Origin of the sequence: Salmonella sp. GDC200615 (assembly GCF_050574145.1) — a bacterium.
Taxonomy (GTDB): domain Bacteria; phylum Pseudomonadota; class Gammaproteobacteria; order Enterobacterales; family Enterobacteriaceae; genus Salmonella; species Salmonella enterica.
Window position 1 is genome coordinate 2468495 of the sequence record NZ_CP192247.1, and the last position, 24276, is coordinate 2492770.

Sequence of the window (24276 nt, forward strand, 5' to 3'; positions counted from 1 at the left end):
ACGGCCTCAATTGAGGCCGTTTTTTTGTTTTACCTGTTTATCTGATGCCTGAAGGCGCTATGCTGATCATCTGGCCTACGTGCTCACGGCACGCCCTTCGTCAGGAGGCCTGAATAATGACCTCCAAAGCGCTACAGGGCGTTTTATAAGCCGATCTTTACCTCAGGTATCATATGTGCCGATGACGCTCCTGAATCGCCGTCAGTGAGTCCTCCTCCAGCGCGTCCTTATAATGCTTACGGCAAACTGAAACGTAGCGTTCATTCCCGCCAATAACCACCTGTTCGCCTTCGTTATAAGGCCTGCCGTCCTGATCAAGGCGCAGAACCATACTGGCTTTACGACCGCAGAAACAGATAGTTTTTAATTCCACCAGCTTATCTGACCATGCCAGCAAGTATTGGCTGCCGACAAAGAGCTCCCCACGAAAGTCTGTTCGTAGCCCATAGCAAAGTACTGGAATATCTAATTTGTCGACAACCTCGGATAATTGATAAACCTGCTGGCGAGTCAAAAACTGGCTTTCGTCGACTAACACGCAATGTATTGTCTGCCGCGCGCTCTCGGCACGAATCTCTTCAAACAAGGATGTATTTTGGTTAAACAATTTTGCCGGCGACGACAAACCGATACGAGAGCTGACTTTGCCTGCGCCGAAACGATCGTCGATTTCCGCCGTATATACGACGGTACGCATCCCGCGTTCCTGATAATTGTATGAAGATTGCAGCAGTGCAGTCGACTTACCCGCATTCATTGCCGAATAGTAGAAATATAGCTGTGCCATTGGTCGCAGGACCTCACCTGAGTGAAATAAAGATTGGCGGGATTGTACCATAATTTACCGACGCGACGGCGCGGCTCGCGCTCCGGTGAGTATTAAGAATTGTACAAACATCGCTCACTATACCCAAAATAATTCGCGTTGCTTAAAGGCGGCAAGGGAGTGAGTCCCTAGGAGCATAGATAACTATGTGACTGGAGTGAGCGAGCGTAGCCAACGCATAAGCAACTTGAAGTATGAAGGGTATATACACATTCCTTCACAAATTATGCCGTTAAAATTCATCAACAATGCTTATCATCACCCGCCAATATGAAAACCTTGTACTTATTGTTACCGTTACTCATACCCGGTGCAAAGTAATAGGGTTTTCTTGTAAGGAAATCTAATACAAGAGATTGATATCTCAGCAATGAGATCGTATTTCATCATGATAAAATGTGACCTGACTCCTAAATTTTTAGCGACAGACGGTGAGTATCCCCCCTGCCAATAAGCTCTTTTTTGTGCGGCGCCTCAAGGAAAATTTAAGTTGAGATAATTAAAACGTGTGCTTAATAAAGCGTAATTTTGAATTCCTTACATTCCTGGCTATTGCACAACTGAATTTATCGCTCTATTATTAGCTCAACAAACCACCCCAATATAAGTTTGAGATTACTACAATGAGCGAAGCACTTAAAATTCTGAACAACATCCGTACTCTTCGTGCGCAGGCAAGAGAATGTACTCTGGAAACGCTTGAAGAAATGCTGGAAAAATTAGAAGTTGTCGTTAATGAGCGTCGTGAAGAAGAAAGCGCTGCTGCTGCTGAAGTGGAAGAACGCACTCGTAAACTGCAACAGTATCGTGAAATGTTAATTGCCGACGGCATTGACCCGAATGAACTGCTGAATAGCATGGCTGCCGCTAAATCCGGTACCAAAGCTAAACGCGCAGCTCGTCCGGCTAAATATAGCTATGTTGACGAAAACGGTGAAACTAAAACCTGGACTGGCCAGGGTCGTACACCGGCTGTAATCAAAAAAGCAATGGAAGAACAAGGTAAGCAACTGGAAGATTTCCTGATCAAGGAATAATTTACTTCCTGGATGCTTAAAATCCCGCCGCTGGCGGGATTTTTTTTGCCTGAGTTCTCCGCTGACGACCCCAGGCATAAAAAAAGCGCCGGATTTACCAGCGCTTCTGTTAAAAAATTTATAACGTATCGTTACTTCTTAATACCCATTTCTTCTTCAAGCCAGGCTTTAAATTCAGCACCCAGCGAATTATGACGGATGCCATATTCAACGAATGCCTGCATATATCCTAACTTATTACCACAGTCATGGCTTTTACCCTTCATGTGGTAGGCTTCAACCGTTTCTTTTTCGATCAGCATATCGATAGCATCGGTCAACTGAATTTCATCCCCGGCGCCCGGAGGGGTTTTCGCCAGCAACGCCCAGATATCCGCGCTCAACACATAACGCCCGACAATCGCAAGGTTAGACGGCGCGACATCCGCTTTTGGTTTTTCAACCACGCCAACCATCGGCACACTTTCGCCCGGTGCCAGCTCAACGCCTTTACAATCGACCACGCCGTATGCAGTCACATCTTCTACTGGCTCAACCATAATCTGGCTATTGCCGGTTTCATCGAAACGGCGGATCATTTCAGCCAGGTTATCCTGAGACAGGTCGGACTCATATTCGTCAAGAATAACGTCTGGCAGAATAACAGCGACAGGTTCGTTTCCGACAACGGGATGCGCGCACAATACGGCATGGCCCAGGCCTTTTGCCAGCCCTTGACGTACCTGCATAATAGTGACATGCGGAGGGCAAATAGACTGAACCTCCTCCAGAAGCTGACGCTTAACGCGTTTTTCCAGCATCGCTTCCAGCTCAAAACTGGTATCAAAGTGGTTTTCAATAGAGTTTTTAGACGAGTGCGTAACAAGCACGATTTCAGTAATGCCAGCAGCGATACATTCGTTCACGACGTACTGAATTAATGGCTTATCAACCAGCGGCAGCATCTCTTTCGGGATAGCTTTGGTCGCTGGCAGCATCCTGGTTCCCAATCCCGCGACCGGGATAACGGCTTTTTTGACTTTCGAATTAAGGGCAGCCATTTAAAATTCTCCTGGACTGTTCATGTATTGAACGTGTTCATTAATCTGTATCGTGTTCCAGTATATCAGTACCAGAACAAGCCTCAGGTCCAAAAAGGACTTATATTGGTATAATTAAGACAAATACTTATAAATCTGCCGCAGATAGTAACACTCGTCGGGAAAGGCCGGTAAAGCAATTTCCGCTCACTCTTCCGTTTGGTCATTCCGCAGACAACATCAATCGCAGACGCCCTCCTGCGCCCCATATTTGACACTGCCACGAGTCGCAACGCTGGCTTAATTGGTTAAGGTAGGCGTTACCCAATGTTCCTAGCGGCACGCCGCTGCTAATTTGAACCTGATGAGCGCCCGTATTTAAGGTGGCGTTCAATCCGGCGGAGACGAGAATCAAATTTTTGAGCTCACTGTGATAGTAGCCGACAAATAGCGGGAATTGCCCAGGTAAATTGGCTTGTCTGAGCAGATGATTTACCTGTTTTAATAGCGCGCCTAACTCCGGTAAACGGTGCTTTTGTTGGCCGAGCTGATCCTGCAATAAGCCGTTAAATAGCGCCCGCAGCAACAATGCGGCTAACACGCCGTTATCGCCCGCCCGGGTGACATCCAGGCAATAAAATGCCAGTTCGTTATCAGATAGCGGCGCAATATCCAGCACCAGTCCAGGCTGATCGGCGGAGACGAGCTGCCGGTAATTAATGCGGCAATGAGAAATCACCTGCTGTACCGGGGGCTGCAATTCCTGCAACAATTGCGCTGCGGCGGTCGGATTACTCACCATTGCATCCCAGTCACGAAACAGGCGTTCTTCTTCTTCAACCCGCGAGTTAAACATATTAGGGTACAAGCAAGCGAATACGGTTTCCCGCAAGCGGTTGAGATCTTTTACCGGCTTCAGCAAGACATCTTCAACCCCAAGGCGTAACGCTTTGGCGATATCCGCCATATTTTCTGTTGCGGAAATAACCAGAATAGGCGTCTGGTCTCCGCGATTACGTAAGTTTTCTACCAGTTTGAGACCGTTCATTCTCGGCATAGCGATATCACATATCATGAGATCAGGGGTAAAACGCCCCATCAACTCCAGGGCATCTACCCCGTCGCCTGCCAATGCCGTTGTCGCTCCCAAAGAGGAAAACCACGAATCCAGAAGCGAGCGAAATACAGGCTCGTCTTCAACAATAAGAATCTGTTTTCCGACCAATGGCTGCGTCATGTTCTCTCCCCTGACTGGCTTTAATCAATAGTGGCATGGTATTGCCGCTTGCGCCTGTCAGAATTTGCTTAAGTGATCGTAAAAGGTACATTAAACGTCGGTACGCACCAAGGGTATAAGTTCGTCCATCTTTTTCTCTACGGCTAACTGACCCGCCGCAATAGCGGCATGGGCGCGATGAAAATCCAGCGTTGAGATTTGCGGACAGAATGGTTGAATGAGAATATCAGGCGGATCGCCAGCCATACGGTTACGTTTAAGACGATTTTCCAACACCTAGATGGAGGTTGTCATGATTTCCATTGCCCCAGGCGAACTCACGCCACGGCGTGAAGTCAGGCTACTGAAACGTTCTTTTAAACGCTTATGCCAGGGCAGCGCATCATCGCTCTCTTCATTGATATTCCCGACATTTACAGAGAGCAAATCTTGCTGCATGAGGTGGGCATCATGTTGCAGGTCTACCGCAATAACGATATCAGCCCCCAGCGCCCTGGTTAACGAAACAGGTACCGGATTAACGACTGCGCCATCTACCAGCCAGTAACCGTTATGCTCAACCGGAGACATCAGCCCTGGCATACTGCACGACGCGCATACAGCAAGGTGTAGATCGCCTTCAGTAAACCATAGCTCTCGTCCCGTGCTAAGATTCGTCGCGACCGCGCCAAAACGTCTTGAACAGTGGTCAAAATCCGTGACGGGCATAATATCCCGATAGTGATTAAATACGCGTTCGCCGCGAAGCAACCCTCCTCTGCCCCAGGATACATCCATCAGGCGTAAAACATCCCAGTAGCGGAATGAACATACCCACTGTTCAAGCGCCGATAATTTATTACAGGCATACGCGGCGCCGACCAGCGAACCTATTGAGCATCCTGCAACGATATCAATATCAATGCCTGTTTGCTTGAGGGCTTTGATGACCCCAATATGAGACCATCCTCTCGCTGCGCCAGATCCCAGCGCCAGCCCTATTTTCATTTTTCTCATCGTACTTAACGACTTCCCCTGGCTTCAAGACGTAGCAACATCGCCACTGCTCAGTTAACATAATGCCACCCTGGCGTTCAACGCCGTTTTTTATATTCAGGGAGATTATTGTGTCTCAGCCTTGTCCCTGTGGTAGCGCTGACGAGTATAGCCTATGTTGTGGTCGTATTGTGTCCGGAGAACGAGTAGCACCCGATCCGTCACATCTCATGCGCTCTCGTTACTGCGCTTTTGTGATGAAAGACGCAGATTACTTAATTAAGAGCTGGCATCCAACCTGCAATGCGGCCGCGTTTCGTGATGATATCATCGCCGGATTTGCCAATACCAGGTGGCTCGGCCTGACTATTTTTGAACATACCTGGTCAGAAGCAGAAAATACAGGGTATGTTAGTTTTATCGCGCGTTTTTCCGAACAAGGGAAAACCGGGGCGATTATCGAACGTTCTCGTTTTATCAAAGAAAACGGTCAGTGGTATTATATTGACGGTACCCGCCCGCAGTTGGGTCGAAATGATCCCTGCCCGTGCGGTTCAGGCAAAAAATTTAAAAAGTGCTGCGGCCAGTGACGCCTGACAGTATCGATACAGCAAACACTCTCAACAGGATTTTTCCGGCAATGCAATCACTACAACGTAAAGTTCTGCGTACTATTTGTCCCGATCAAAAAGGCCTTATCGCGCGGATTACCAACATTTGCTATAAGCACGAGCTTAATATTGTGCAAAACAATGAATTTGTGGACCATCGCACCGGACGCTTTTTTATGCGGACCGAGCTGGAAGGCATCTTCAATGATTCCACTCTCCTGGCCGATCTGGATAGCGCCTTACCGGAAGGCTCTGTTCGTGAACTCAATCCCGCCGGACGCCGTCGGGTAGTGATTCTGGTTACCAAAGAGGCGCATTGTCTGGGCGACCTGCTGATGAAAGCCAACTATGGCGGGCTGGATGTTGAAATCGCCGCGGTCATTGGCAACCATGAAACGTTACGCTCGCTGGTTGAACGTTTTGAGATCCCTTTCGAACTGGTCAGCCATGAGGGATTAACGCGTGAAGAGCATGACACGAAGATGGCGGACGCCATTGATGCCCATCAACCGGACTATGTAGTGCTGGCCAAGTATATGCGTGTTTTGACGCCAGGTTTTGTGGCGCGCTTCCCGAACAAAATTATCAATATCCACCACTCATTCCTGCCGGCGTTTATCGGCGCGCGTCCTTATCATCAGGCCTATGAGCGCGGCGTGAAAATCATCGGCGCTACCGCGCACTATGTGAATGATAATCTGGATGAAGGCCCAATCATTATGCAGGACGTGATTCACGTCGATCACACCTACACCGCAGAAGATATGATGCGTGCCGGGCGCGACGTTGAGAAAAACGTATTAAGCCGCGCGCTGTATCAGGTTCTGGCACAGCGAGTCTTTGTTTACGGCAATCGGACGATTATTCTTTAATCGTCAGTAATATGAATTGATTAGCTTTAATCCGTTACGGATGAAAAGTACGCAAACAGTTCATTTCAGGCAAAGGAATGCTTTACAGCGGCGTGTCATTTGATATGATGCGCCCCGCTTCCCAAAAGGAAGCGGGCCAGTATTAAGCATTACCCCGTGGTGGGGTTCCCGAGCGATCATAAGGGAGCTGACTGCAAATCTGCCGTCATCGACTTCAAGGTTCGACTCGAGCAATAGTGAGAGAACGTTGCCGCAGGCAACGGCCCGAAGGGTGAGGAGCTTTAGCTCCGAATAATCCTTCCCGCTATAGAATGCAAGCAGCATAATGAATTTATCCCGTGGTGGGGTTCCCGAGCGGCCAAAGGGAGCAGACTGTAAATCTGCCGTCATCGACTTCGAAGGTTCGAATCCTTCCCCCACCACCATTATTCACTACAGCGATGTAGTTAACTCGATGAGCAATGCAGAAGTCTGCACTTGTCGGGGAAGGGTGAGAACCCTCGATTAAGGTTCGACTCGAGCGAAAGCGAGAGAACGTTGCCAACGGCAACGACCCGAAGGGCGAAGCGCGCAGCGCTGAGTCATCCTTCCCCCACCACCATCACTTCCGTCGCGTATCTTATCCCCGTTAAGCACAGTGTCTCATATCTCTCCGTACGGGAAGGATGAGAAGCTTCGATTAAGGTTCGATTCGAGCGCAGCGAGAAAGCGTTGCCGCAGGCAACGACCCGAAGGGCGAAGCGCGCAGCGCTGAGTCATCCTTCCCCCACCACCATCACTCCCGTCGCGTATCTTATCCCCGTTAAGCATAGTGTCTCATATCTCTCTGTACGGGAAGGATGAGAAGCTTCGACTAAGGTTCGATTCGAGCGAAAGCGAGAAAGCGTTGCCGCAGGCAACGACCCGAAGGGCGAAACGCGCAGCGCTGAGTCATCCTTCCCCCACCACCATGACTTCATAAGGCACCAATTTCAAATCAATCAGCACTGCCCCGTATCCTTACCCCACAGGCAGACTTCACACCATGGCGCCATAGCTTATTGGCTATCTTATCAATACTTCTTCCTGGCAATCTTTTTCGCCTCCTTTGACTGGTTGATTTTTCGCCTGATGAGATCAAAGGCGGCATATGTCTCGCTAAGTTGATCTGGGGTAAGCGTTCCCTTGAGTCGGTTTCTTTCGGCAATGAGCGCTGAACAATCATCCTTAGATTTTTCCGTATATATACTTGCCATGTAATACCAAATATAGGCCTGCTTATTATCTTTAGGCACCCCCTGGCGCCCATGAGCATAAATTTCCCCAAGCGCTAATTGTGCCGGAGTAAACCCCTGCTCTGCCGCTTTAAGGTACCACTTCAGCGCATTCCGGCTATTTTCAGGCACGCCTCTTCCCGTGCTATATGCTACGCCAAGCTGATATTGCGCTTTCGCAAAATCCTGTTTTGCTGCTTTTCGATACCATGCGATAGCCTGTCTGTCGCTTTGCGCGACGCCGCGACCAAAAGCAGACATGATGCCCAGATGCGTTTGCGCAGCAGGCAGTCCCTGGCGTGCGGCTTTGCGATACCACGCCAGCGCCTGTTGGTAGTCCTGAGATACGCCCTCACCCTGCATAAACATCACGCCGATCGCATCCTGCGCCTCGGCCAATCCTTGCGCTGCGGCTCTGCGATACCACTCCAGCGCCAGGTTGTGATCTTTCAATAAGTGATAACCGTTGTAATACCATACGCCAAAATTGTACTGTACCTTTGCCATCACGCGTTGCGCTGTTTTTCGATACCACGTCTGAGAGTGAACCTGGTCAGCGGGATGCGCTTTATCATAGAGCGCATTCAGCGGAATGTGGCCTGGCGTATAGCTGCTTGGTATACCTTCATTAAGCCAGTAAACTGCCTGACGATAATCCTGAGGCACGCCTTCACCATAAAAATAGGCAACACCGAGATAAAGTTGCGCGGGGTAGTACATATTTTCCGCCGCTTTACGCATCAAGATCGCCGTTTGCTGATAATCCTGAGGGACGCCCTGACCGTGGGCGTACATTACTCCAAGCTTAAATTGTGCTGACGAATCTGAACCCTGGCCGCGGACAACGCCCGCATCATTGGTTGGAGAGGCGGCTTTTCGATACCACTCCAGCGCTAGCTGGGTATTTTGGGGAAACCCATCGCCATACATATAGGCGTCACCGAGGATTTCTTGCACTACTATCCCCTAGCTCTGCCGCCTTGCGATACCACTCCAGCGCTTTTTGTCGACTAAGTGGAAAATTTTCACCATAGTTGTAATGATAGCCAAGGATGAAATAGGAAAAATCAGAACCTTGTTTACCCGCTTTCTCCAGCCATTTTATGGCTAGTTTATAATCAGGCTTAACATATCGCCCCTCCGCATACCAGCTTCCAAGCGCGAACTGCGCGCTTTCATCTCCTTGTTCCGCTTTTTGCTCTAATTCCTGAACGTACTGGCATTCTTCTGAGTCGGGGGGATAGCGCTCCTCGCAGACAGCAGAGTGAGCCATTTTTGAAATAAATATATTTAATATTATTATTTTGAAAATTGATGAAAAACGCATACAACTATCCTTATTGTCGTTTATGGCGTGATTATATGCTGCATCATCCTTTTTCTGCTTACAAAAAACTCGCACAGATGCTGAATAAACTCAGAAACAAAGAGTCCGGATTCAGATGCCAGACATGGCAGATCCGCTGTAAACGAAACAAGGCGGCGGTCGATAAGGCATTTATGCCGCACTCCGGCAAACAGCCATAAAAAAACTCCGCCGAAGCGGAGTTTAGGGCATCGAGAGAAAATCAGTGACGTGCACGAACAATCTGGTATTTGCGGGTCAGGTACTCGACCGGCACGCTCCAGATATGCACCAGGCGCGAGAATGGGAATAACAGGAACAGCGTCATCCCCAGTACCAGGTGCATACGGAAGATAAAGGCCACACCGTCCAGATGTGCGGATGCGCCACCGTGGAAGGTCACAACTGACTGCGCCCACCCGACCAGCTTCATCATTTCACTCCCGTCCATATGCTGGGCGGAAAACGGAATGGTCAGCAGGCCCAGCGCGCACTGAATCACCAGCAGCGAGAGAATCAAAATATCTGCGCCGGTAGTGGTGGCGCGGACACGTGGGCTAAACAGACGACGCTTGAGCAGTAAAATACCGCCAACCAGTGTCAGCACGCCGCAGGCGCCGCCGGCAATCATCGCCATCTTCTGCTTCACGTCGACCGGCAGAAAAGCTTCATACATCCAGTGCGGCGTTAACATGCCCAGGAAGTGACCGGCGAAAATACCCAGAATCCCAATGTGGAACAGGTTTGACGCCAGGTTCATTCCTTTGCGATCCAGCATCTGACTGGAAGCCGCCCGCCAGGTGTACTGGCCGTAGTCGTAACGTAACCAGCTACCGATCAGAAATACCGATCCGGCAATGTACGGGTAGATATCAAAGAAGAACATATTCAGGAAGTGCATTAGTGCTGTCCTCCGGTGGTGATATTCAGATATTGCGGTGCCACGGCCCCGGCAAAACGACGCTGGTGAGCGGAGATTTCCGACTCACCACACCCTTGATCGGCGAAGAATTTCACCTGCTCTTCTTCCCAGACCGCATCCAACGCCTGCGGGGTATCATCACGTGCTTCATTCGCAATTTTTTCAGCCACTTTATCGCTGTCGATAACGGTATTCGCCAGTTTTAACAGCAGATCGAACAGCACCGCATAACGGCTGTCACGCTGTTGCAAACGTGCGCTGAGCAGCGCCAGAATCGGCGCGATATCCTGTAAACCCCCTAACGCTTCGCTTTTCGGCAATTGCGCAAGGTATTCCAGATACAGCGGCAGATGATCGGGAAGTTCGCGACTGTCGAGCTGCAAACCGTGCTGCTCATACTGTGCCATCAGGTCAACCATCGCCTGACCGCGATCGCGGGATTCCCCGTGTACATGTTCAAACAGCAGCAGCGATGTGGCGCGACCACGGTCAAACAGTTCGCTATAAGCGGCCTGTACATCCAGCAGGTCCTGCGCGGTTAAATCGCGCAGGAAAACGCCCAGAGTCTGGGCATCCTCTTTCTCCAGGTTCTCAGATGACGCGAGCGCATCGAACAACTCCTGCTGATGCTGCCACAGGGCAGCATCCGGGTACTCGAGCAGACGCGAAACAATGACGAGTTCAATCATGCGTGCGGCTCCGTTTTGCTGGTCACATCAACAGCGTCGATGCGGCGGCTGTTGAACAGATTGAATTTGGTATCAGACCCGTGGCAACCATCGCCGAAGGTAAAGCCACAACCGCTTTTCTCCGGGAATGCGTCACGCGCCAGTTCACGATGGCTGCTCGGCACCACAAAGCGATCTTCATAATTAGCAATTGCCAGGTAACGATACATTTCCTGCGCCTGGGCTTCGCTTAAACCCACCTCTTCCAGCGCGCGGGTATCCACTTTACCGTCTACGGTTTCCGCACGTTTGTAGTGACGCATCGCCAGCATCCGTTTCAGCGCCAACAGTACCGGCTGAGTGTCGCCAGCGGTCAACAAATTCGCCAGGTACTGCACCGGGATACGCAGACTGTCTACATCCGGCAGAATACCGTTGCTGCCCAGTTCACCCGCGTCGGCGGCAGACTGAATCGGTGACAAAGGCGGCACGTACCAGACCATCGGCAGCGTGCGGTATTCCGGATGCAGCGGCAGCGCCAGCTTCCAGTCCATCGCCATTTTGTATACTGGCGATTGCTGCGCCGCATCGATCACGCTCTGCGGCACGCCGTCCTTCAACGCCTGCTCAATGACAGCCGGATCGTTCGGATCGAGGAACACGTCCAGTTGACGCTGGTACAGATCTTTTTCGTTTTCCGTACTGGCGGCGCTTTCAATGGCATCGGCGTCATACAGCAGTACGCCAAGATAACGGATACGGCCCACGCAGGTTTCCGAGCAAACAGTCGGCTGACCCGCTTCAATACGCGGATAGCAGAAGATGCATTTTTCAGATTTGCCGCTCTTCCAGTTGAAGTAGATCTTCTTGTACGGGCAGCCGGTAATACACATCCGCCAGCCGCGGCACTTGTCCTGGTCGATCAGCACAATGCCGTCTTCTTCACGCTTGTAGATGGCACCGCTTGGGCAGGTCGCCACGCACGCCGGATTGAGGCAGTGCTCGCACAGGCGCGGCAAGTACATCATGAAGGTGTTTTCGAACTGGCCGTACATCGCCTTCTGCATGTTTTCGAAGTTCTGGTCTTTGGCGCGTTTTTCGAACTCGCCGCCCAGAATCTCTTCCCAGTTTGGCCCGCTGGTAATTTTGTCCATCCGCTGGCCGGTAATCAGCGAGCGCGGACGCGCGATCGGCTGATGTTTGCTGCCTTCCGGCGCGGTATGCAGGTTCTGGTAGTCGTAATCAAACGGCTCGTAGTAGTCGTCGATGCCCGGCAGATGCGGGTTAGCGAAGATTTTACCCAGCAGCAGCGCCCGGTTGCCCATGCGCGGCTGTAGTTTGCCGTTGATTTTGCGGATCCAGCCGCCTTTCCATTTTTCCTGATTTTCCCAGTCATTCGGAAAACCAACGCCAGGCTTACTTTCTACGTTGTTGAACCACGCGTATTCCATACCTTCGCGACTGGTCCAGACGTTTTTACAGGTGACTGAACAGGTATGACAGCCGATGCACTTATCGAGATTCAGCACCATGCCGACTTGTGAACGAATTTTCATTTTACGCTCTCCTGTACCTGGTCATTGCCTTCGCCATCCAACCAGTTAATGTTCTTCATCTTACGTACCACCACAAACTCATCGCGGTTGGAGCCGACGGTACCGTAGTAGTTAAAGCCGTAGGCTAACTGCGCATAGCCGCCGATCATATGGGTCGGTTTCGGCGTAATGCGCGTCACCGAGTTATGAATACCGCCGCGCTGCTGGGTAATTTCCGACCCCGGCAGGTTTACGATACGTTCCTGCGCGTGGTACATCATGGTCATGCCCGTCGGTACACGCTGGCTGACCACTGCGCGTGCGGTCAATGCGCCGTTGCTGTTGAAGACTTCGATCCAGTCGTTATCTTCAATGCCCAGATCTTTGGCGTCGGTTTCGCTCATCCATACAATCGGGCCGCCACGCGACAAGGTCAGCATCAACAGGTTATCGCTGTAGGTCGAGTGGATACCCCATTTCTGGTGCGGCGTCAGGAAGTTGAGCGCCTTCTCCGGATTACCGTTGGATTTACGCCCCATCACCGCTTTCACCGAGCGGGTGTCGATCGGTGGGCGATACACCAGCAGACTTTCGCCGAAGTCGCGCATCCACTGGTGATCCTGATACAACTGTTGACGACCAGACAGCGTACGCCACGGGATCAGCTCGTGAACGTTGGTATAACCGGCGTTATAAGAAACATGCTCATCTTCCAGACCAGACCAGGTCGGGCTGGAGATAATTTTGCGCGGCTGGGCCTGAATATCGCGGAAGCGGATTTTCTCTTCTTCTTTATTGGTTGCCAGATGCGTATGGTCGCGACCGGTAAACTCGCTCAGCGCCGCCCAGGCTTTCACCGCCACCTGACCGTTGGTTTCCGGCGCTAACGTCAGGATCATCTCTGCCGCGTCAATCGCCGTGTTGAGCATCGGCTGGCCTTTCGCCGGACCGTCCGCTTTGGTGTAATTGAGCTTACGCAGCAAGTCCATTTCGCTCTGCGTGTTCCAGGCAATCCCTTTCCCGCCGTTGCCGATTTTCTCCATCAGCGGGCCGATAGAGGTAAAGCGTTCGTAAGTCGCCGGGTAATCGCGCTCAACGGTCATGATGTGCGGCGCGGTTTTCCCTGGAATCAGATCGCATTCGCCTTTTTTCCAGTCTTTCACGTCCAGCGGCTGCGCCAGTTCAGCGGCAGAATCGTGCTGGATCGGCAGCGTCACGACGTCAGTCTCTTTACCCAGGTGACCTACACAGACTTCGGAGAATTTCTTCGCAATGCCTTTGTAGATTTCCCAGTCGCTTTTCGATTCCCAGGCCGGATCTACGGCGGCAGACAGCGGATGAATAAACGGATGCATATCCGAGGTATTCATATCGTCTTTTTCATACCAGGTGGCGGTCGGCAGTACGATATCGGAGTACAGGCAGGTGCTCGACAGGCGGAAGTCCAGCGTCACCACCAGATCCAGTTTGCCGTCCAGGCCATTGTCACGCCACTCCACTTCTTCCGGCTTCACACCGCCCTGTTTACCCAGATCCAGCCCCTGAATACCATGCTCAGTACCCAGCAGATATTTCAGCATATACTCGTGACCTTTACCGGAAGACCCAAGCAGGTTTGAACGCCAGATGAACAGGTTACGCGGGTGGTTTTTACCGTTTTCCGGCTGCTCGGCGGCAAAGCGAATCGAACCCTCTTTCAGGGATTTGACGGTATAATCTACCGGCGTCATACCGGCTTTTTCCGCTTCACGCGCAATATACAGCGGGTTGGTACCTAACTGCGGTGCCGACGGCAACCAGCCCATACGCTCGGCGCGCACATTGAAGTCAATCAGATGGCCGCTATAGCGGGATTTGTCCGCCATCGGCGACAGTAATTCCTCGGCGGTCACCGTCTCGTAGCGCCACTGGCTGGAGTGGTTATAGAAGTAAGAGGTGCTATTCATGTGACGCGCCGGACGCTGCCAGTCAAGGGCAAACGCCAGCGGCTGCCAGCCGGTCTGCGGACGCAGTTTTTCCTGGCCGACGTAGTGCGCCCAACCGCCGCCGCTCTGACCAACGCAACCACAGAACACCAACATATTGATCAGCCCGCGATAGTTCATATCGAGGTGATACCAGTGGTTCAGACCGGCGCCAACGATAATCATTGAACGCCCGTGCGTTTTGTCCGCGTTATCGGCGAACTCCCGTGCGATACGGATGATCTGCGCCCGCGGCACGCCGGTGATCTGCTCGGCCCATGCTGGCGTATACGCTTTGGTATCATCATAACTGGCGGCACAATTTTCATCGTTCAGGCCGCGTTCCAGACCATAGTTCGCCATGGTCAGGTCATACACGGTGGTGACTAACGCTGAAGAACCATCGGCCAGTTGCAGACGTTTTGCCGGCAGTTTATGCAGCAGGACGTTATCCAGCGCCACATGATTAAAGTACTCTGAACCCTCGCCGCCGAAATACGGGAAGCCCACGTCAGCAATCTCATCCTGGCTGCCCAGCAAGCTGAGCTGCAATTCAGTTTCTGCACCGGTAGTCCCGTCGCGCTGTTCGAGGTTCCATTTGCCTTTTTCGCCCCAGCGGAAACCAATTGAACCGTTTGGCGCCACCATTTCACCGTTGCTGTTGATAGCGACGGTTTTCCATTCCGGGTTATTTTCCTGCCCCAGCGAATCAACGAGATCGGCAGCGCGCAGCATACGACCTGCGGCATAATAACCATCACGCTCTTCAAGCATCACCAGCATTGGCATGTCGGTATAGCGACGGACATAATCGGTGAAGTACTGGCGCGGGTTGTCGAGGTGGAACTCGCGCAGCATGACGTGGCCCATCGCCAGCGCCATCGCCGCATCGGTCCCCTGCTTCGGCGCCAGCCACAGATCGCACAGTTTGGCGATTTCAGCATAGTCCGGCGTCACCGCGACGGTTTTAGTGCCTTTGTAACGTACTTCGGTAAAGAAGTGGGCATCCGGCGTACGGGTTTGCGGCACGTTAGAGCCCCAGGCGATAATATAGCTGGAGTTGTACCAGTCAGCGGATTCCGGCACGTCGGTCTGCTCGCCCCAGGTTTGCGGGGAGGCTGGCGGCAGATCGCAGTACCAGTCGTAGAAGCTCAGGCAGGTACCGCCAATCAGTGAAAGATAACGTGCGCCGGAAGCGTAGGAAACCATCGACATCGCCGGGATGGGTGAGAAGCCCGCGACGCGGTCAGGGCCATAGGTTTTCACGGTGTACACGTTGGAAGCGGCGATCAGTTCGTTCACTTCCTGCCATGAGGAGCGAACAAAGCCGCCACGACCACGCGCCTGTTTGAAGCTTTTGGCTTTATCGGCATCTTCAATGATGGAGGCCCATGCCTCTACCGGATCGCGATGCAGTTTTTTCGCCTCGCGCCACATCTTCATCAGACGTTTGCGCATCAGCGGATATTTCAGTCGGTTAGCGCTGTAGAGATACCAGGAGTAGCTTGCGCCGCGCGGGCAGCCGCGAGGTTCATGGTTTGGCATATCGGGACGGGTGCGTGGGTAATCGGTTTGCTGTGTTTCCCAGGTCACCAGACCATTTTTGACATAAATTTTCCAGCTACAAGAACCGGTGCAGTTCACCCCATGGGTTGAGCGCACAATTTTGTCATGCTGCCAACGTTGGCGGTATCCGTCCTCCCAGTCCCGGTTTGTTTCGAGAAGCTGGCCGTGCCCATCGGCAAAGGTTTCGCCCTTCTGCTTGAAGTAGCGAAACCGGTCCAGGAATTTACTCATCGGGTTTCTCCTGTGTGGAACCTTACGGCTCTCTGATAAATCGACATTGCTTAACTAAGGGCGAAGGTAACGCGCTGAATGGGCGTGAGAATTGATAACGATCAAGGCGGACAGGGATGCAAATGGCGCGCAAACCTCCTGCATACTCCTTTTGGAGGAGGAGTTTTATTTATATATATTACTGATTTAATTACATAAAATTAAATTTACGCACAAATTGAATGTTAAATTTTCAACAAGTGGGTATTAAGGGGTATCCCCCTGGATGACCGATAAAAATGTGCGTGGTCAGCCCTGTCGCGCCTCTCTTCTTGACTATAAGTATGTTGTAACTAAATACAGGTAAAAAAAAGCGCGGTCTAACGCCGCGCAAAGGATAATCAAAAATTACTTTTTATTTTTAGAATGACGTCCATATACCGCCCAGGTAATAACGACGCAGGCGATATAGAAAATAAGAAAGACTTTCATCGCGCCGACTGGAGAACCAGTTAATGCTAAAGATGAACCAAACGCTTTCGGAATAAAAAAGCCGCCAATCGCGCCAATCGCGGAAATAAAGCCCAGCGCCGCCGCCGTATCGGTCGCCGCTTCACGCATGGCTCTTTCGTCCGACCCGCCTTCCGCTTTAACCCGGTCCATCGTCAGTTTACGGAAGATAACGGAGATCATCTGGAAGGTAGAACCACTCCCCAACCCCGCCGTCAGAAATAGCGCCAGAAATACCCCGTAGAACGCGATAAAGCTACCTCCAACGCCGCCAGTAGGTAATGTCAGGAACAGCAGACCGCTGAAAATCGCCATCAGGACAAAGTTGATAAGCGTGACGCGAGTCCCCCCCAGACGGTCAGAAATTGCGCCGCCTGCCGAACGCGCCAGCGCGCCGATAAACGGACCGAAAAACGCATAATGCAGGATCTGCACATCCGGGAATTGTGTTTTAGACAGCATAGCGAACCCCGCGGAGAAACCGATAAACGATCCGAAGGTCGCCAGATACAGCAGACTCATGATCCACAGATGACCACGTTTGAGCACCGGCAGTTGCTCTTTTAGCGAGGCCTTAGACGTCGCCAGTTCGTTCATGCCGAACCACGCCGCCAGCGTAAAAATGGCCAGGAAAGGCACCCAAATCCAGGCTGCGTTCGCCAGATAGAGCTGAGAACCGTCCGGCTGCTCTACACCGTGGCTGCCAAAGGCGGCAAAGATAGAGAGCGAAACCACCAGCGGCGCAACCAGCTGCATCACACTCACGCCCATATTGCCCAGACCACCGTTCAGACCCAGCGCGCCGCCCTGCTTTTGTTTAGGAAAGAAAAAGCTGATGTTCGCCATACTGGAGGCAAAGTTCGCGCCGGCAAAACCACACAGCAAGGAAATAATAATGAAAGTGCTAAATGGCGTACTGGTATCCTGAACGGCAAAGCCTAACCATACGCAGGGCACGATGAGGATACCGGTACTGAACGCTGTCCAGCGACGTCCGCCAAATAGCGGCACCATAAAGGAGTAAGGCACCCGTAGCAGCGCGCCGGAAACAGATGGCAGCGCAGTCAACATAAAGAGCTGATCGGTCGTAAAATTAAATCCCACTTTCGGCAGGTTCACCGCCACTGCGCTGAATAGCATCCAGACGCAAAACGCCAGCAGTAAACACGGGACAGAAATCCACAAATTACGGCTGGCGACACGATGGCCGTGCTGCTGCCAGAATGCCGGATCTTCCGGACGCCATTCCGTGATAACAGCGCCAGTTGCCCTTTCCGGGGCGGATGAGTGACCCATAGACACCTCTGATTCTTGATTTGATGTCTGCCACATTAGGGCTTACTGCCGAAGGTAAGTTGATATAAATCAAAGGAAAAGTCGTCATCACCGGCGACTAAAAAGCGTTATTACCCTTAATGAGTAGGCTATTTTGGTAAAAAAGCTGTGGTTTTTCACCATGCTGTGTCTGTCTACTCCTTCCCGTCGCAGATACCTCTCTACGGCGGCAATTAAGGAGTAACTCGTTATAGGTATGGGTATACTCCGCTGTATCGTTGAGAATAGCGGCACAGCCGATTGACGCCCCTCTTTTTTGCTACGTTTTTTCGGCGACATTACCCCGAAGAAAGAAGGTAACATGTTTAAACGGTGTTTCTCTCCTCTTACGCTGGTTAACCAACTGGCGCTGATTGTCATGCTCTCTACCGCTATCGGCGTGGCGGGGATGGCGGTTTCCGGCTGGCTGGTTCAGGGCGTGCAGGGTAGCGCTCATGCTATTAATAAAGCGGGCTCATTGCGTATGCAAAGCTATCGACTACTGGCCGCTGTCCCGCTGGATGCTAAAGATCAAAAGCTGCTGGATGAGATGGAGCAAACGGCATTCAGCCCGGAACTGACCCGCGCCGCTGAGCGAGACGGGCAGCAAAAGCAGCTTAAAGCGTTGCAGGATTACTAGCATAACGAACTCTCGCCAGGGCTACAGCACGCGCAAAACGCGCACGCGGTCGCAGAAGATGTCACGCGCTTTGTGGCGGGCCTGGATCGCCTGGTGACGTCGTTCGACCATACTACTGAATTGCGTATCGAACGCGTGGTATTAGTTCACCGGGTAATGGCGATCTTTATGGCGCTATTGCTGGTATTTACGATTATCTGGCTACGTGTTCGCCTTTTGCAGCCCTGGAAACAGTTGTTATCAATGGCGCGCGCCGTCAGTCAGCGCGACTTTACCCAACGTGCCAATATCAGTGGACGCAATGAGATGGCCGCGTTGGGTTCTGCGCTCAATAATATGTCTGAAGAACTGGCCGAAAGTTATGCGGTACTGGAACAGCGCGTACAGGAAAAAACAGCCGGTCTGGAACATAAAAACCAGATTCTCTCGTTTTTGTGGCAAGCCAACCGCCGACTGCATTCACAGGCTCCGCTATGTGAGCGTCTTTCTCCGGTACTGAATGGCCTGCAAAATTTAACCCAGTTGCATGATATTGAGCTGCGAGTCTATGACCTGGAAGATGAAGATAATCACCAGGAATTTACCTGTCAGTCGGACATCAGTTGCGATGATAAAGGCTGCCACCTTTGCCCACGTAGCGCCCTGCCGATGATTAACGGCGGCACCACCTTAAAATGGCGGCTCACCGACTCTCACACCCAATACGGTATTTTGCTGGCGACGCTGCCCTATGGACGCCATCTCAGCCACGATCAGCAACAGTTGGTGGACACGCTGGTTGAACAGCTTACCGCGACTCTGGCGCTCGACAGGCATCAGGAGCGCCAGCAGCAGTTGATTGTCATGGAAGAGCGTGCCACCATTGCCCGCGAACTGCATGATTCTATTGCCCAGTCGCTCTCTTGTATGAAGATGCAGGTGAGCTGCCTGCAAATGCAGGGCGACGTGTTACCGGAAAGCAGCCGTGAGTTACTCAGCCAAATTCGCAATGAGCTGAACTGCTCCTGGGCGCAACTGCGCGAACTGTTAACCACTTTCCGCTTACAGTTGACGGAACCCGGGCTACGTCCGGCGCTGGAAGCAAGCTGCCAGGAGTTCAGCGCCCGGTTTGGCTTTACGGTAAAACTGGATTATCAGCTTCCCCCCCGCCTGGTGCCTTCACACCAGGCGATACACCTGTTGCAAATTGCCAGGGAAGCCCTCAGCAACGCCCTTAAACACTCTCATGCCGACGATGTGGTGGTGACAGTGACGCAATGTGGCAAACAGGTCAAACTAAAAGTACAGGATAATGGCTGCGGCGTCCCGGAAAACGCCGAACGCAGTAATCACTACGGCATGATTATCATGCGCGATCGGGCGCAAAGTTTGCGCGGCGATTGCCAGGTACGCCGACGCGAGACTGGCGGAACAGAGGTCACTGTTACTTTTATTCCAGAAACAAACTTCACAGAAACCCAGGGAGATACCCATGAATAATCAGGAACCGGCAACCATCCTGTTAATCGACGACCATCCGATGCTACGCACGGGTGTAAAGCAGCTTGTGAGTATGGCGCCCGATATCAGCGTGGTCGGAGAAGCCAGCAACGGTGAGCAGGGTATTGACCTGGCGGAATCGCTCGATCCCGATCTGATCCTCCTTGATTTGAATATGCCGGGAATGAATGGCCTCGAAACGCTGGATAAATTACGCGAAAAAGCGCTGTCAGGACGTATTGTCGTTTTCAGCGTATCCAACCATGAAGAAGATGTCGTCACGGCGCTAAAGCGCGGCGCGGACGGTTACCTGTTGAAAGACATGGAGCCGGAGGACTTGCTCAAAGCGTTACAACAGGCCGCCGCCGGCGAAATGGTATTAAGTGAAGCGTTAACGCCGGTACTGGCGGCCAGCCTGCGGGCCAACCGCGCCACCACCGATCGCGATGTAACGCAACTCACCCCGCGTGAGCGCGATATTCTGAAGCTCATCGCGCAGGGATTGCCGAATAAGATGATTGCCCGGCGTCTGGATATCACCGAAAGTACGGTCAAAGTGCACGTGAAACATATGCTCAAGAAAATGAAGCTGAAATCGCGCGTGGAGGCCGCCGTCTGGGTACATCAGGAACGCATCTTTTAATTATTGCTCCTGGAACGGTTGCCAATGCGGATTATCGTCCGGCATCGTGATAAACGGTTCAGTCAGCGCGAGCGTGATCTCATTGGAAGAGACACGCTGATCTTTTTCATCCTCAACCACCACCGATAAACGCCAGCGATTTGCCGCGCCTTCGCGGTGATCCCAGGCCGGCATAATGATTGTCCAGCCCTCGGTACTGCGGGTGTCCGTTCCTGCCGTCAAACTTAATGCCTGTGTATCGCCCTGCCAGCTCAAATGACGAATACCGTGCACGCTGCGCACCTGCAATTTTAACGCAACCGTCTCACCAGGCGTAAGATCCCAGGGCGGCGTCGCCAGAAAAACCGTTAACGTTTTACGCTGCCGATACTCCATTGTCGGCAGCGAGTTACGTTGCGGCGTATCATAGCGGCTACCGCGTAATGACTGGCTTTGCGCCACTTCACTGGCGGCAAGCTGCTTTTTGAGCGGCACGCCGAAGCGGTAGTTAAGCGTCAGCCCCAGGTTATTTTGACTGACCCCGCTCTCGCCCTGTTTGTGCTGGGCGGTCATGGTAAGCAAAGGTACTGGCGTATAGTTGAGACCCAGTTTTAACGCGACAGGATTGTGATACCCCGTTCCGGAGTCAAACAGATCCACGCTATCGCCAAAGTACTGCTCCAGACTAACGCTGGTATTGATATGCTGGTAAAACGGCAGCCGCATTTGCGCGTTGATATCATACCCGCGCGCCATTCGCTGTTCTAAGGTCGCCGTATGCGTCTGCCAGTCGGCAAAAGGCTGATAATAGTTGGCGGATAAACGCAAATATTCTCCCCACGCCTCCGCGCCAAAGCCGGCGCGCTGCAGATTTTCATCCAGCAGATTATCGTAAAAGGTATTATAGCCAAGAAGCCAGCCATCCTGCGCCCAGCGCTGTCCTATGCCAACGTTGCTTACCAGTCCATCAGTCTGTTGCGTAAGACCAAGCTGGCTCCAGGTCAGATAGCGCTGTTTATCCTGTAAAGGGATAAACCAGCTTCCGTGACTGCCGTTAAAATGACCTTCGTTATCGACGTTAATATCCACGCTGGCGCTGCCCCAGGCTGATAGCCAGCTTTCAAGCTGCTGGTTAACCTGCTCGCTGACCACATCGCGTACCTGTCCGAAAGCGAATTGCCGCGCCTGTTCACCAGTATCCAGATCGTTATTTTTCATGCTGGCTTCGCCAAACGCTTTGGCCATCTCGGCAAAATGCTTTTCCCCTTCGTGGGATTCCGGCATCATGCCTAAATCCGGCAGACGGTTTTGCGTGAAAGGGTCTTGCGCCTGCGCACGGATCGTACCGCTGGCAGCCAGCAAGAGAAGCGAGAGTGAGAATGAACGAAAAACAATACGGCTCAACGTGTCGGCAACTTCTACAACAAAAGATAAGAGGAATGGCATCAGAGTAAACCATAACGTGTCCGGACAGGTTTTGCAGCCTTTTCTCGTGCTTCCAGGAATATCCTTATTTTTTCCGCAGAGCGTCCCGGGATTTTATCCACGCATTTGGCGGTACCCGGTTCCCGAGGTAACATAACGCCATTGCCGACAAAATTTCTCAAGGAGAAGGGTTATCCATGCAAAATATCGTCATTGTCGCTAACGGCGCCGCCTACGGCAGCGAATCATTATTTAATAGCCTGCGTCTGGCCATTGCGCTGCGCGAGCAGGAAAGCCATCTCGATTTACGCCTGTTTTTGATGTCAGATGCCGTAACCGCAGGGTTACGCGGTCAAAAACCAGCCGAAGGCTACAATATTCAGCAAATGCTGGAAATTCTGACCGCGCAAAACGTACCGGTAAAATTATGCAAAACCTGTGCGGACGGACGTGGTATCACTCCCCTGCCGCTGATTGACGGTGTGGAAATCGGAACGCTGGTCGAGCTGGCGCAATGGACGCTGGCGGCGGACAAAGTGCTGACATTTTGAATCTGTACGCGGGAAAAGCTCCCGCGTCAGGATAGACTTCCGGCAAGAAAATCAGGCTAACACGTGAGTAATACCGCGTTTATTTTTTCTTATGCCATTTATCATTCTCGCCTTTTTCATAATCGTTTTTAACCGCCGCCCAGGCGACTTTGTGTGCGGTTTCCTCGCGGCTGGCGTCATCACGACGATCGGCTTTATCTTTATATTGCTCCCAGGCGCTATTAAAGGCTTCTTTGTAAATGTCCTGGGCATGGGTTGGAAGAACATTCCGCACATTATCGGGTAAATCACTTTTGGCTTTATACGGCATCAGCGCCTCCGTCTTCAGGGAAAACATTAAGTGTGGTAAACAATGCGTTATTACGCCAGTCGAGGAGGATTTTTGCTTTTTACGGAAATTAACTTTTTGTTATTTAAACACTGTTAAAACAAGATCGTTGTTTTACTGACCTTGAAAGAAAAAAATCGTCTACGCCGTAAAACTACGTAAAAAACCACTAAAAAAATACAAATTTCTGCTATTTTTACCTTCTTTACTCTTTCCAAAATATTAACACCTGCACAAGGGAGACCCTCATGACACATGCCTGTGAGGCGGTGAAAACCCGCCATAAGGAGACTTCGCTTATTTTCCCGGTTCTTGCGCTGGTAGTGCTGTTCCTTTGGGGAAGCAGCCAGTCACTACCAGTGGTTATTGGCATCAATATCCTTGCACTTATTGGTATTTTAAGCAGCGCATTTAGCGTGGTCCGTCATGCCGATGTATTAGCGCACCGACTCGGCGAACCCTATGGATCGCTTATTTTAAGCTTGTCCGTCGTTATTCTTGAGGTGAGTTTAATTTCCGCGCTGATGGCTACCGGCGATGCTGCGCCAACGCTTATGCGCGATACGCTCTACTCTATTATTATGATTGTCACCGGGGGACTGGTCGGTTTCTCGTTGTTGTTGGGCGGGCGTAAATTCGCAACGCAATATATGAATTTATTTGGGATTAAGCAGTATCTTATTGCGCTATTTCCGCTGGCGATTATTGTGCTGGTTTTTCCCATGGCATTGCCGCAAGCCAATTTCTCTACCAGTCAGGCATTATTGGTCGCGTTAATTTCCGCCGCGATGTACGGCGTATTTTTGTTGATTCAAACCAAAACGCACCAGAGCTTATTTATCTATGAACATGAAGATGAAGGCGATGATGACAATCCACACCACGGTAAACCCTCCGCGCACAGTAGCGGCTGGCATACGGTCTGGTTACTCATTCATTTAATTGCGGTCATTGCCGTTACCAAAATGAATGCCAGCCCCTGGAGGCGTTGCTGACCAGCATGAACGCCCCGGTCGCCTTTACCGGTTTCCTGGTCGCGCTGTTAATTCTCTCGCCGGAAGGACTGGGCGCGCTGAAGGCGGTACTGAATAATCAGGTTCAGCGGGCAATGAATCTGTTCTTCGGATCGGTGTTGGCGACGATTTCATTAACCGTGCCGGTCGTCACGCTCATCGCCTGGGCGACAGGTAATGATCTGGTGTTTGGTTTAGGCGCGCCGGAAATGGTAGTGATGGTGGCCTCGTTAGTGCTGTGCCATATTTCGTTCTCTACCGGACGCACCAACGTGCTAAACGGCGCGGCGCATCTGGCTTTATTTGCCGCCTATCTGATGACGATTTTTGCCTGATATAAAAAAGCCGGATAGT

The 24276-nt window shown here is 51.7% G+C and carries 15 protein-coding genes, 1 tRNA gene, 4 other RNA genes and 4 pseudogenes; 12 read left to right on the top strand and 12 right to left on the bottom strand.

Annotated elements, in window-relative coordinates:
* Positions 1–169: 169 nt before the first annotated feature.
* Positions 170–787 carry a thymidine kinase gene (gene tdk / locus ACQ29O_RS11830; RefSeq protein WP_000068095.1) on the bottom strand — a complete coding sequence of 206 codons (618 nt, stop codon included), beginning with the start codon at positions 785–787 and terminating at the stop codon, positions 170–172.
* A 662-nt stretch (positions 788–1449) separates the two neighbouring features.
* Here tdk and hns point away from each other — a divergent pair.
* A complete protein-coding gene (hns, locus tag ACQ29O_RS11835; protein WP_001287383.1) occupies positions 1450–1863 on the top strand; it encodes a histone-like nucleoid-structuring protein H-NS in 414 nt (137 codons plus the stop codon).
* 131 nt (positions 1864–1994) lie between these two features.
* On the opposite strand, the gene galU is transcribed toward hns, so the two are convergent.
* The 3 genes and pseudogenes from galU to rssA all read right to left on the bottom strand — a co-directional run bounded on the left by galU (position 1995) and on the right by rssA (position 5115).
* Positions 1995–2903 (bottom strand): UTP--glucose-1-phosphate uridylyltransferase GalU, encoded by a 909-nt coding sequence (galU, locus tag ACQ29O_RS11840; RefSeq protein ID WP_000729450.1) that lies wholly within the window; start codon positions 2901–2903, stop codon positions 1995–1997.
* 202 nt (positions 2904–3105) lie between these two features.
* Positions 3106–4119, bottom strand: a complete 1014-nt coding sequence (rssB, locus tag ACQ29O_RS11845) for a two-component system response regulator RssB (protein ID WP_000193432.1) — start codon at positions 4117–4119, stop codon at positions 3106–3108.
* Between the two features lie 90 nt (positions 4120–4209).
* Positions 4210–5115, bottom strand: a pseudogene (gene rssA / locus ACQ29O_RS11850) (patatin-like phospholipase RssA).
* 110 nt (positions 5116–5225) lie between these two features.
* Here rssA and ACQ29O_RS11855 point away from each other — a divergent pair.
* From ACQ29O_RS11855 to ACQ29O_RS11885, 7 genes are all read left to right on the top strand, one after another.
* Positions 5226–5684: a YchJ family protein gene (locus ACQ29O_RS11855; protein WP_001540172.1), complete on the top strand. Its 459-nt coding sequence runs from the start codon at positions 5226–5228 to the stop codon at positions 5682–5684.
* A 50-nt stretch (positions 5685–5734) separates the two neighbouring features.
* The gene (gene purU, locus ACQ29O_RS11860) at positions 5735–6577 is read left to right on the top strand and encodes a formyltetrahydrofolate deformylase (protein ID WP_001191156.1); all 843 of its coding nucleotides are present in this window, start codon (positions 5735–5737) and stop codon (positions 6575–6577) included.
* 170 nt (positions 6578–6747) lie between these two features.
* Positions 6748–6889: non-coding RNA, RtT sRNA (locus ACQ29O_RS11865), on the top strand.
* Between the two features lie 28 nt (positions 6890–6917).
* Positions 6918–7002: transfer RNA gene (locus tag ACQ29O_RS11870), tRNA-Tyr, on the top strand.
* A gap of 44 nt (positions 7003–7046) precedes the next feature.
* A non-coding RNA gene (locus tag ACQ29O_RS11875) (RtT sRNA) lies at positions 7047–7178 on the top strand.
* Positions 7179–7221: 43 nt separating this feature from the next.
* Positions 7222–7352: non-coding RNA, RtT sRNA (locus ACQ29O_RS11880), on the top strand.
* Between the two features lie 43 nt (positions 7353–7395).
* Positions 7396–7527: non-coding RNA, RtT sRNA (locus ACQ29O_RS11885), on the top strand.
* Positions 7528–7629: 102 nt separating this feature from the next.
* Here the strand turns inward: ACQ29O_RS11885 and ACQ29O_RS11890 are convergent.
* The 6 genes and pseudogenes from ACQ29O_RS11890 to narK all read right to left on the bottom strand — a co-directional run bounded on the left by ACQ29O_RS11890 (position 7630) and on the right by narK (position 17846).
* Positions 7630–9157, bottom strand: a pseudogene (locus tag ACQ29O_RS11890) (tetratricopeptide repeat protein).
* A gap of 241 nt (positions 9158–9398) precedes the next feature.
* Positions 9399–10076, bottom strand: a complete 678-nt coding sequence (gene narI, locus ACQ29O_RS11895) for a respiratory nitrate reductase subunit gamma (protein WP_000545594.1) — start codon at positions 10074–10076, stop codon at positions 9399–9401.
* Complete coding sequence (narJ, locus tag ACQ29O_RS11900) at positions 10076–10786, bottom strand: nitrate reductase molybdenum cofactor assembly chaperone (protein WP_000571673.1); 711 nt, start codon at positions 10784–10786, stop codon at positions 10076–10078. The genes narI and narJ overlap by 1 nt, the downstream gene beginning before the upstream one ends.
* Positions 10783–12321, bottom strand: a complete 1539-nt coding sequence (narH, locus tag ACQ29O_RS11905; protein WP_000702615.1) for a nitrate reductase subunit beta — start codon at positions 12319–12321, stop codon at positions 10783–10785. Before narH ends, narJ begins: the two co-directional genes overlap by 4 nt.
* Complete coding sequence (locus tag ACQ29O_RS11910) at positions 12318–16061, bottom strand: nitrate reductase subunit alpha (RefSeq protein ID WP_000032882.1); 3744 nt, start codon at positions 16059–16061, stop codon at positions 12318–12320. The genes narH and ACQ29O_RS11910 overlap by 4 nt, the downstream gene beginning before the upstream one ends.
* Before the next feature lie 387 nt (positions 16062–16448).
* Complete coding sequence (gene narK / locus ACQ29O_RS11915; RefSeq protein WP_000510134.1) at positions 16449–17846, bottom strand: nitrate transporter NarK; 1398 nt, start codon at positions 17844–17846, stop codon at positions 16449–16451.
* Positions 17847–18186: 340 nt separating this feature from the next.
* On the opposite strand from narK, the pseudogene narX reads away from it, so the two are divergent.
* Together narX and narL are read left to right on the top strand one after the other, a co-directional pair.
* Positions 18187–19983 (top strand): annotated as a pseudogene (gene narX / locus ACQ29O_RS11920) (nitrate/nitrite two-component system sensor histidine kinase NarX).
* On the top strand, positions 19976–20626 hold the full coding sequence (gene narL / locus ACQ29O_RS11925) for a two-component system response regulator NarL (protein ID WP_001064598.1): 651 nt from the start codon (positions 19976–19978) through the stop codon (positions 20624–20626). The pseudogene narX and the gene narL overlap by 8 nt, the downstream one beginning before the upstream one ends.
* Here the strand turns inward: narL and ACQ29O_RS11930 are convergent, their stop codons facing one another.
* On the bottom strand, positions 20627–22051 hold the full coding sequence (locus ACQ29O_RS11930; protein ID WP_001116349.1) for a YchO/YchP family invasin: 1425 nt from the start codon (positions 22049–22051) through the stop codon (positions 20627–20629).
* Between the two features lie 176 nt (positions 22052–22227).
* On the opposite strand from ACQ29O_RS11930, the gene ACQ29O_RS11935 reads away from it, so the two are divergent.
* On the top strand, positions 22228–22581 hold the full coding sequence (locus tag ACQ29O_RS11935; RefSeq protein ID WP_001179798.1) for a DsrE/DsrF/TusD sulfur relay family protein: 354 nt from the start codon (positions 22228–22230) through the stop codon (positions 22579–22581).
* A 79-nt stretch (positions 22582–22660) separates the two neighbouring features.
* Here the strand turns inward: ACQ29O_RS11935 and chaB are convergent, their stop codons facing one another.
* Positions 22661–22891: a putative cation transport regulator ChaB gene (gene chaB / locus ACQ29O_RS11940; protein ID WP_001674919.1), complete on the bottom strand. Its 231-nt coding sequence runs from the start codon at positions 22889–22891 to the stop codon at positions 22661–22663.
* 266 nt (positions 22892–23157) lie between these two features.
* Here chaB and chaA point away from each other — a divergent pair.
* Positions 23158–24257, top strand: a pseudogene (gene chaA, locus ACQ29O_RS11945) (sodium-potassium/proton antiporter ChaA).
* Positions 24258–24276: the final 19 nt, after the last annotated feature.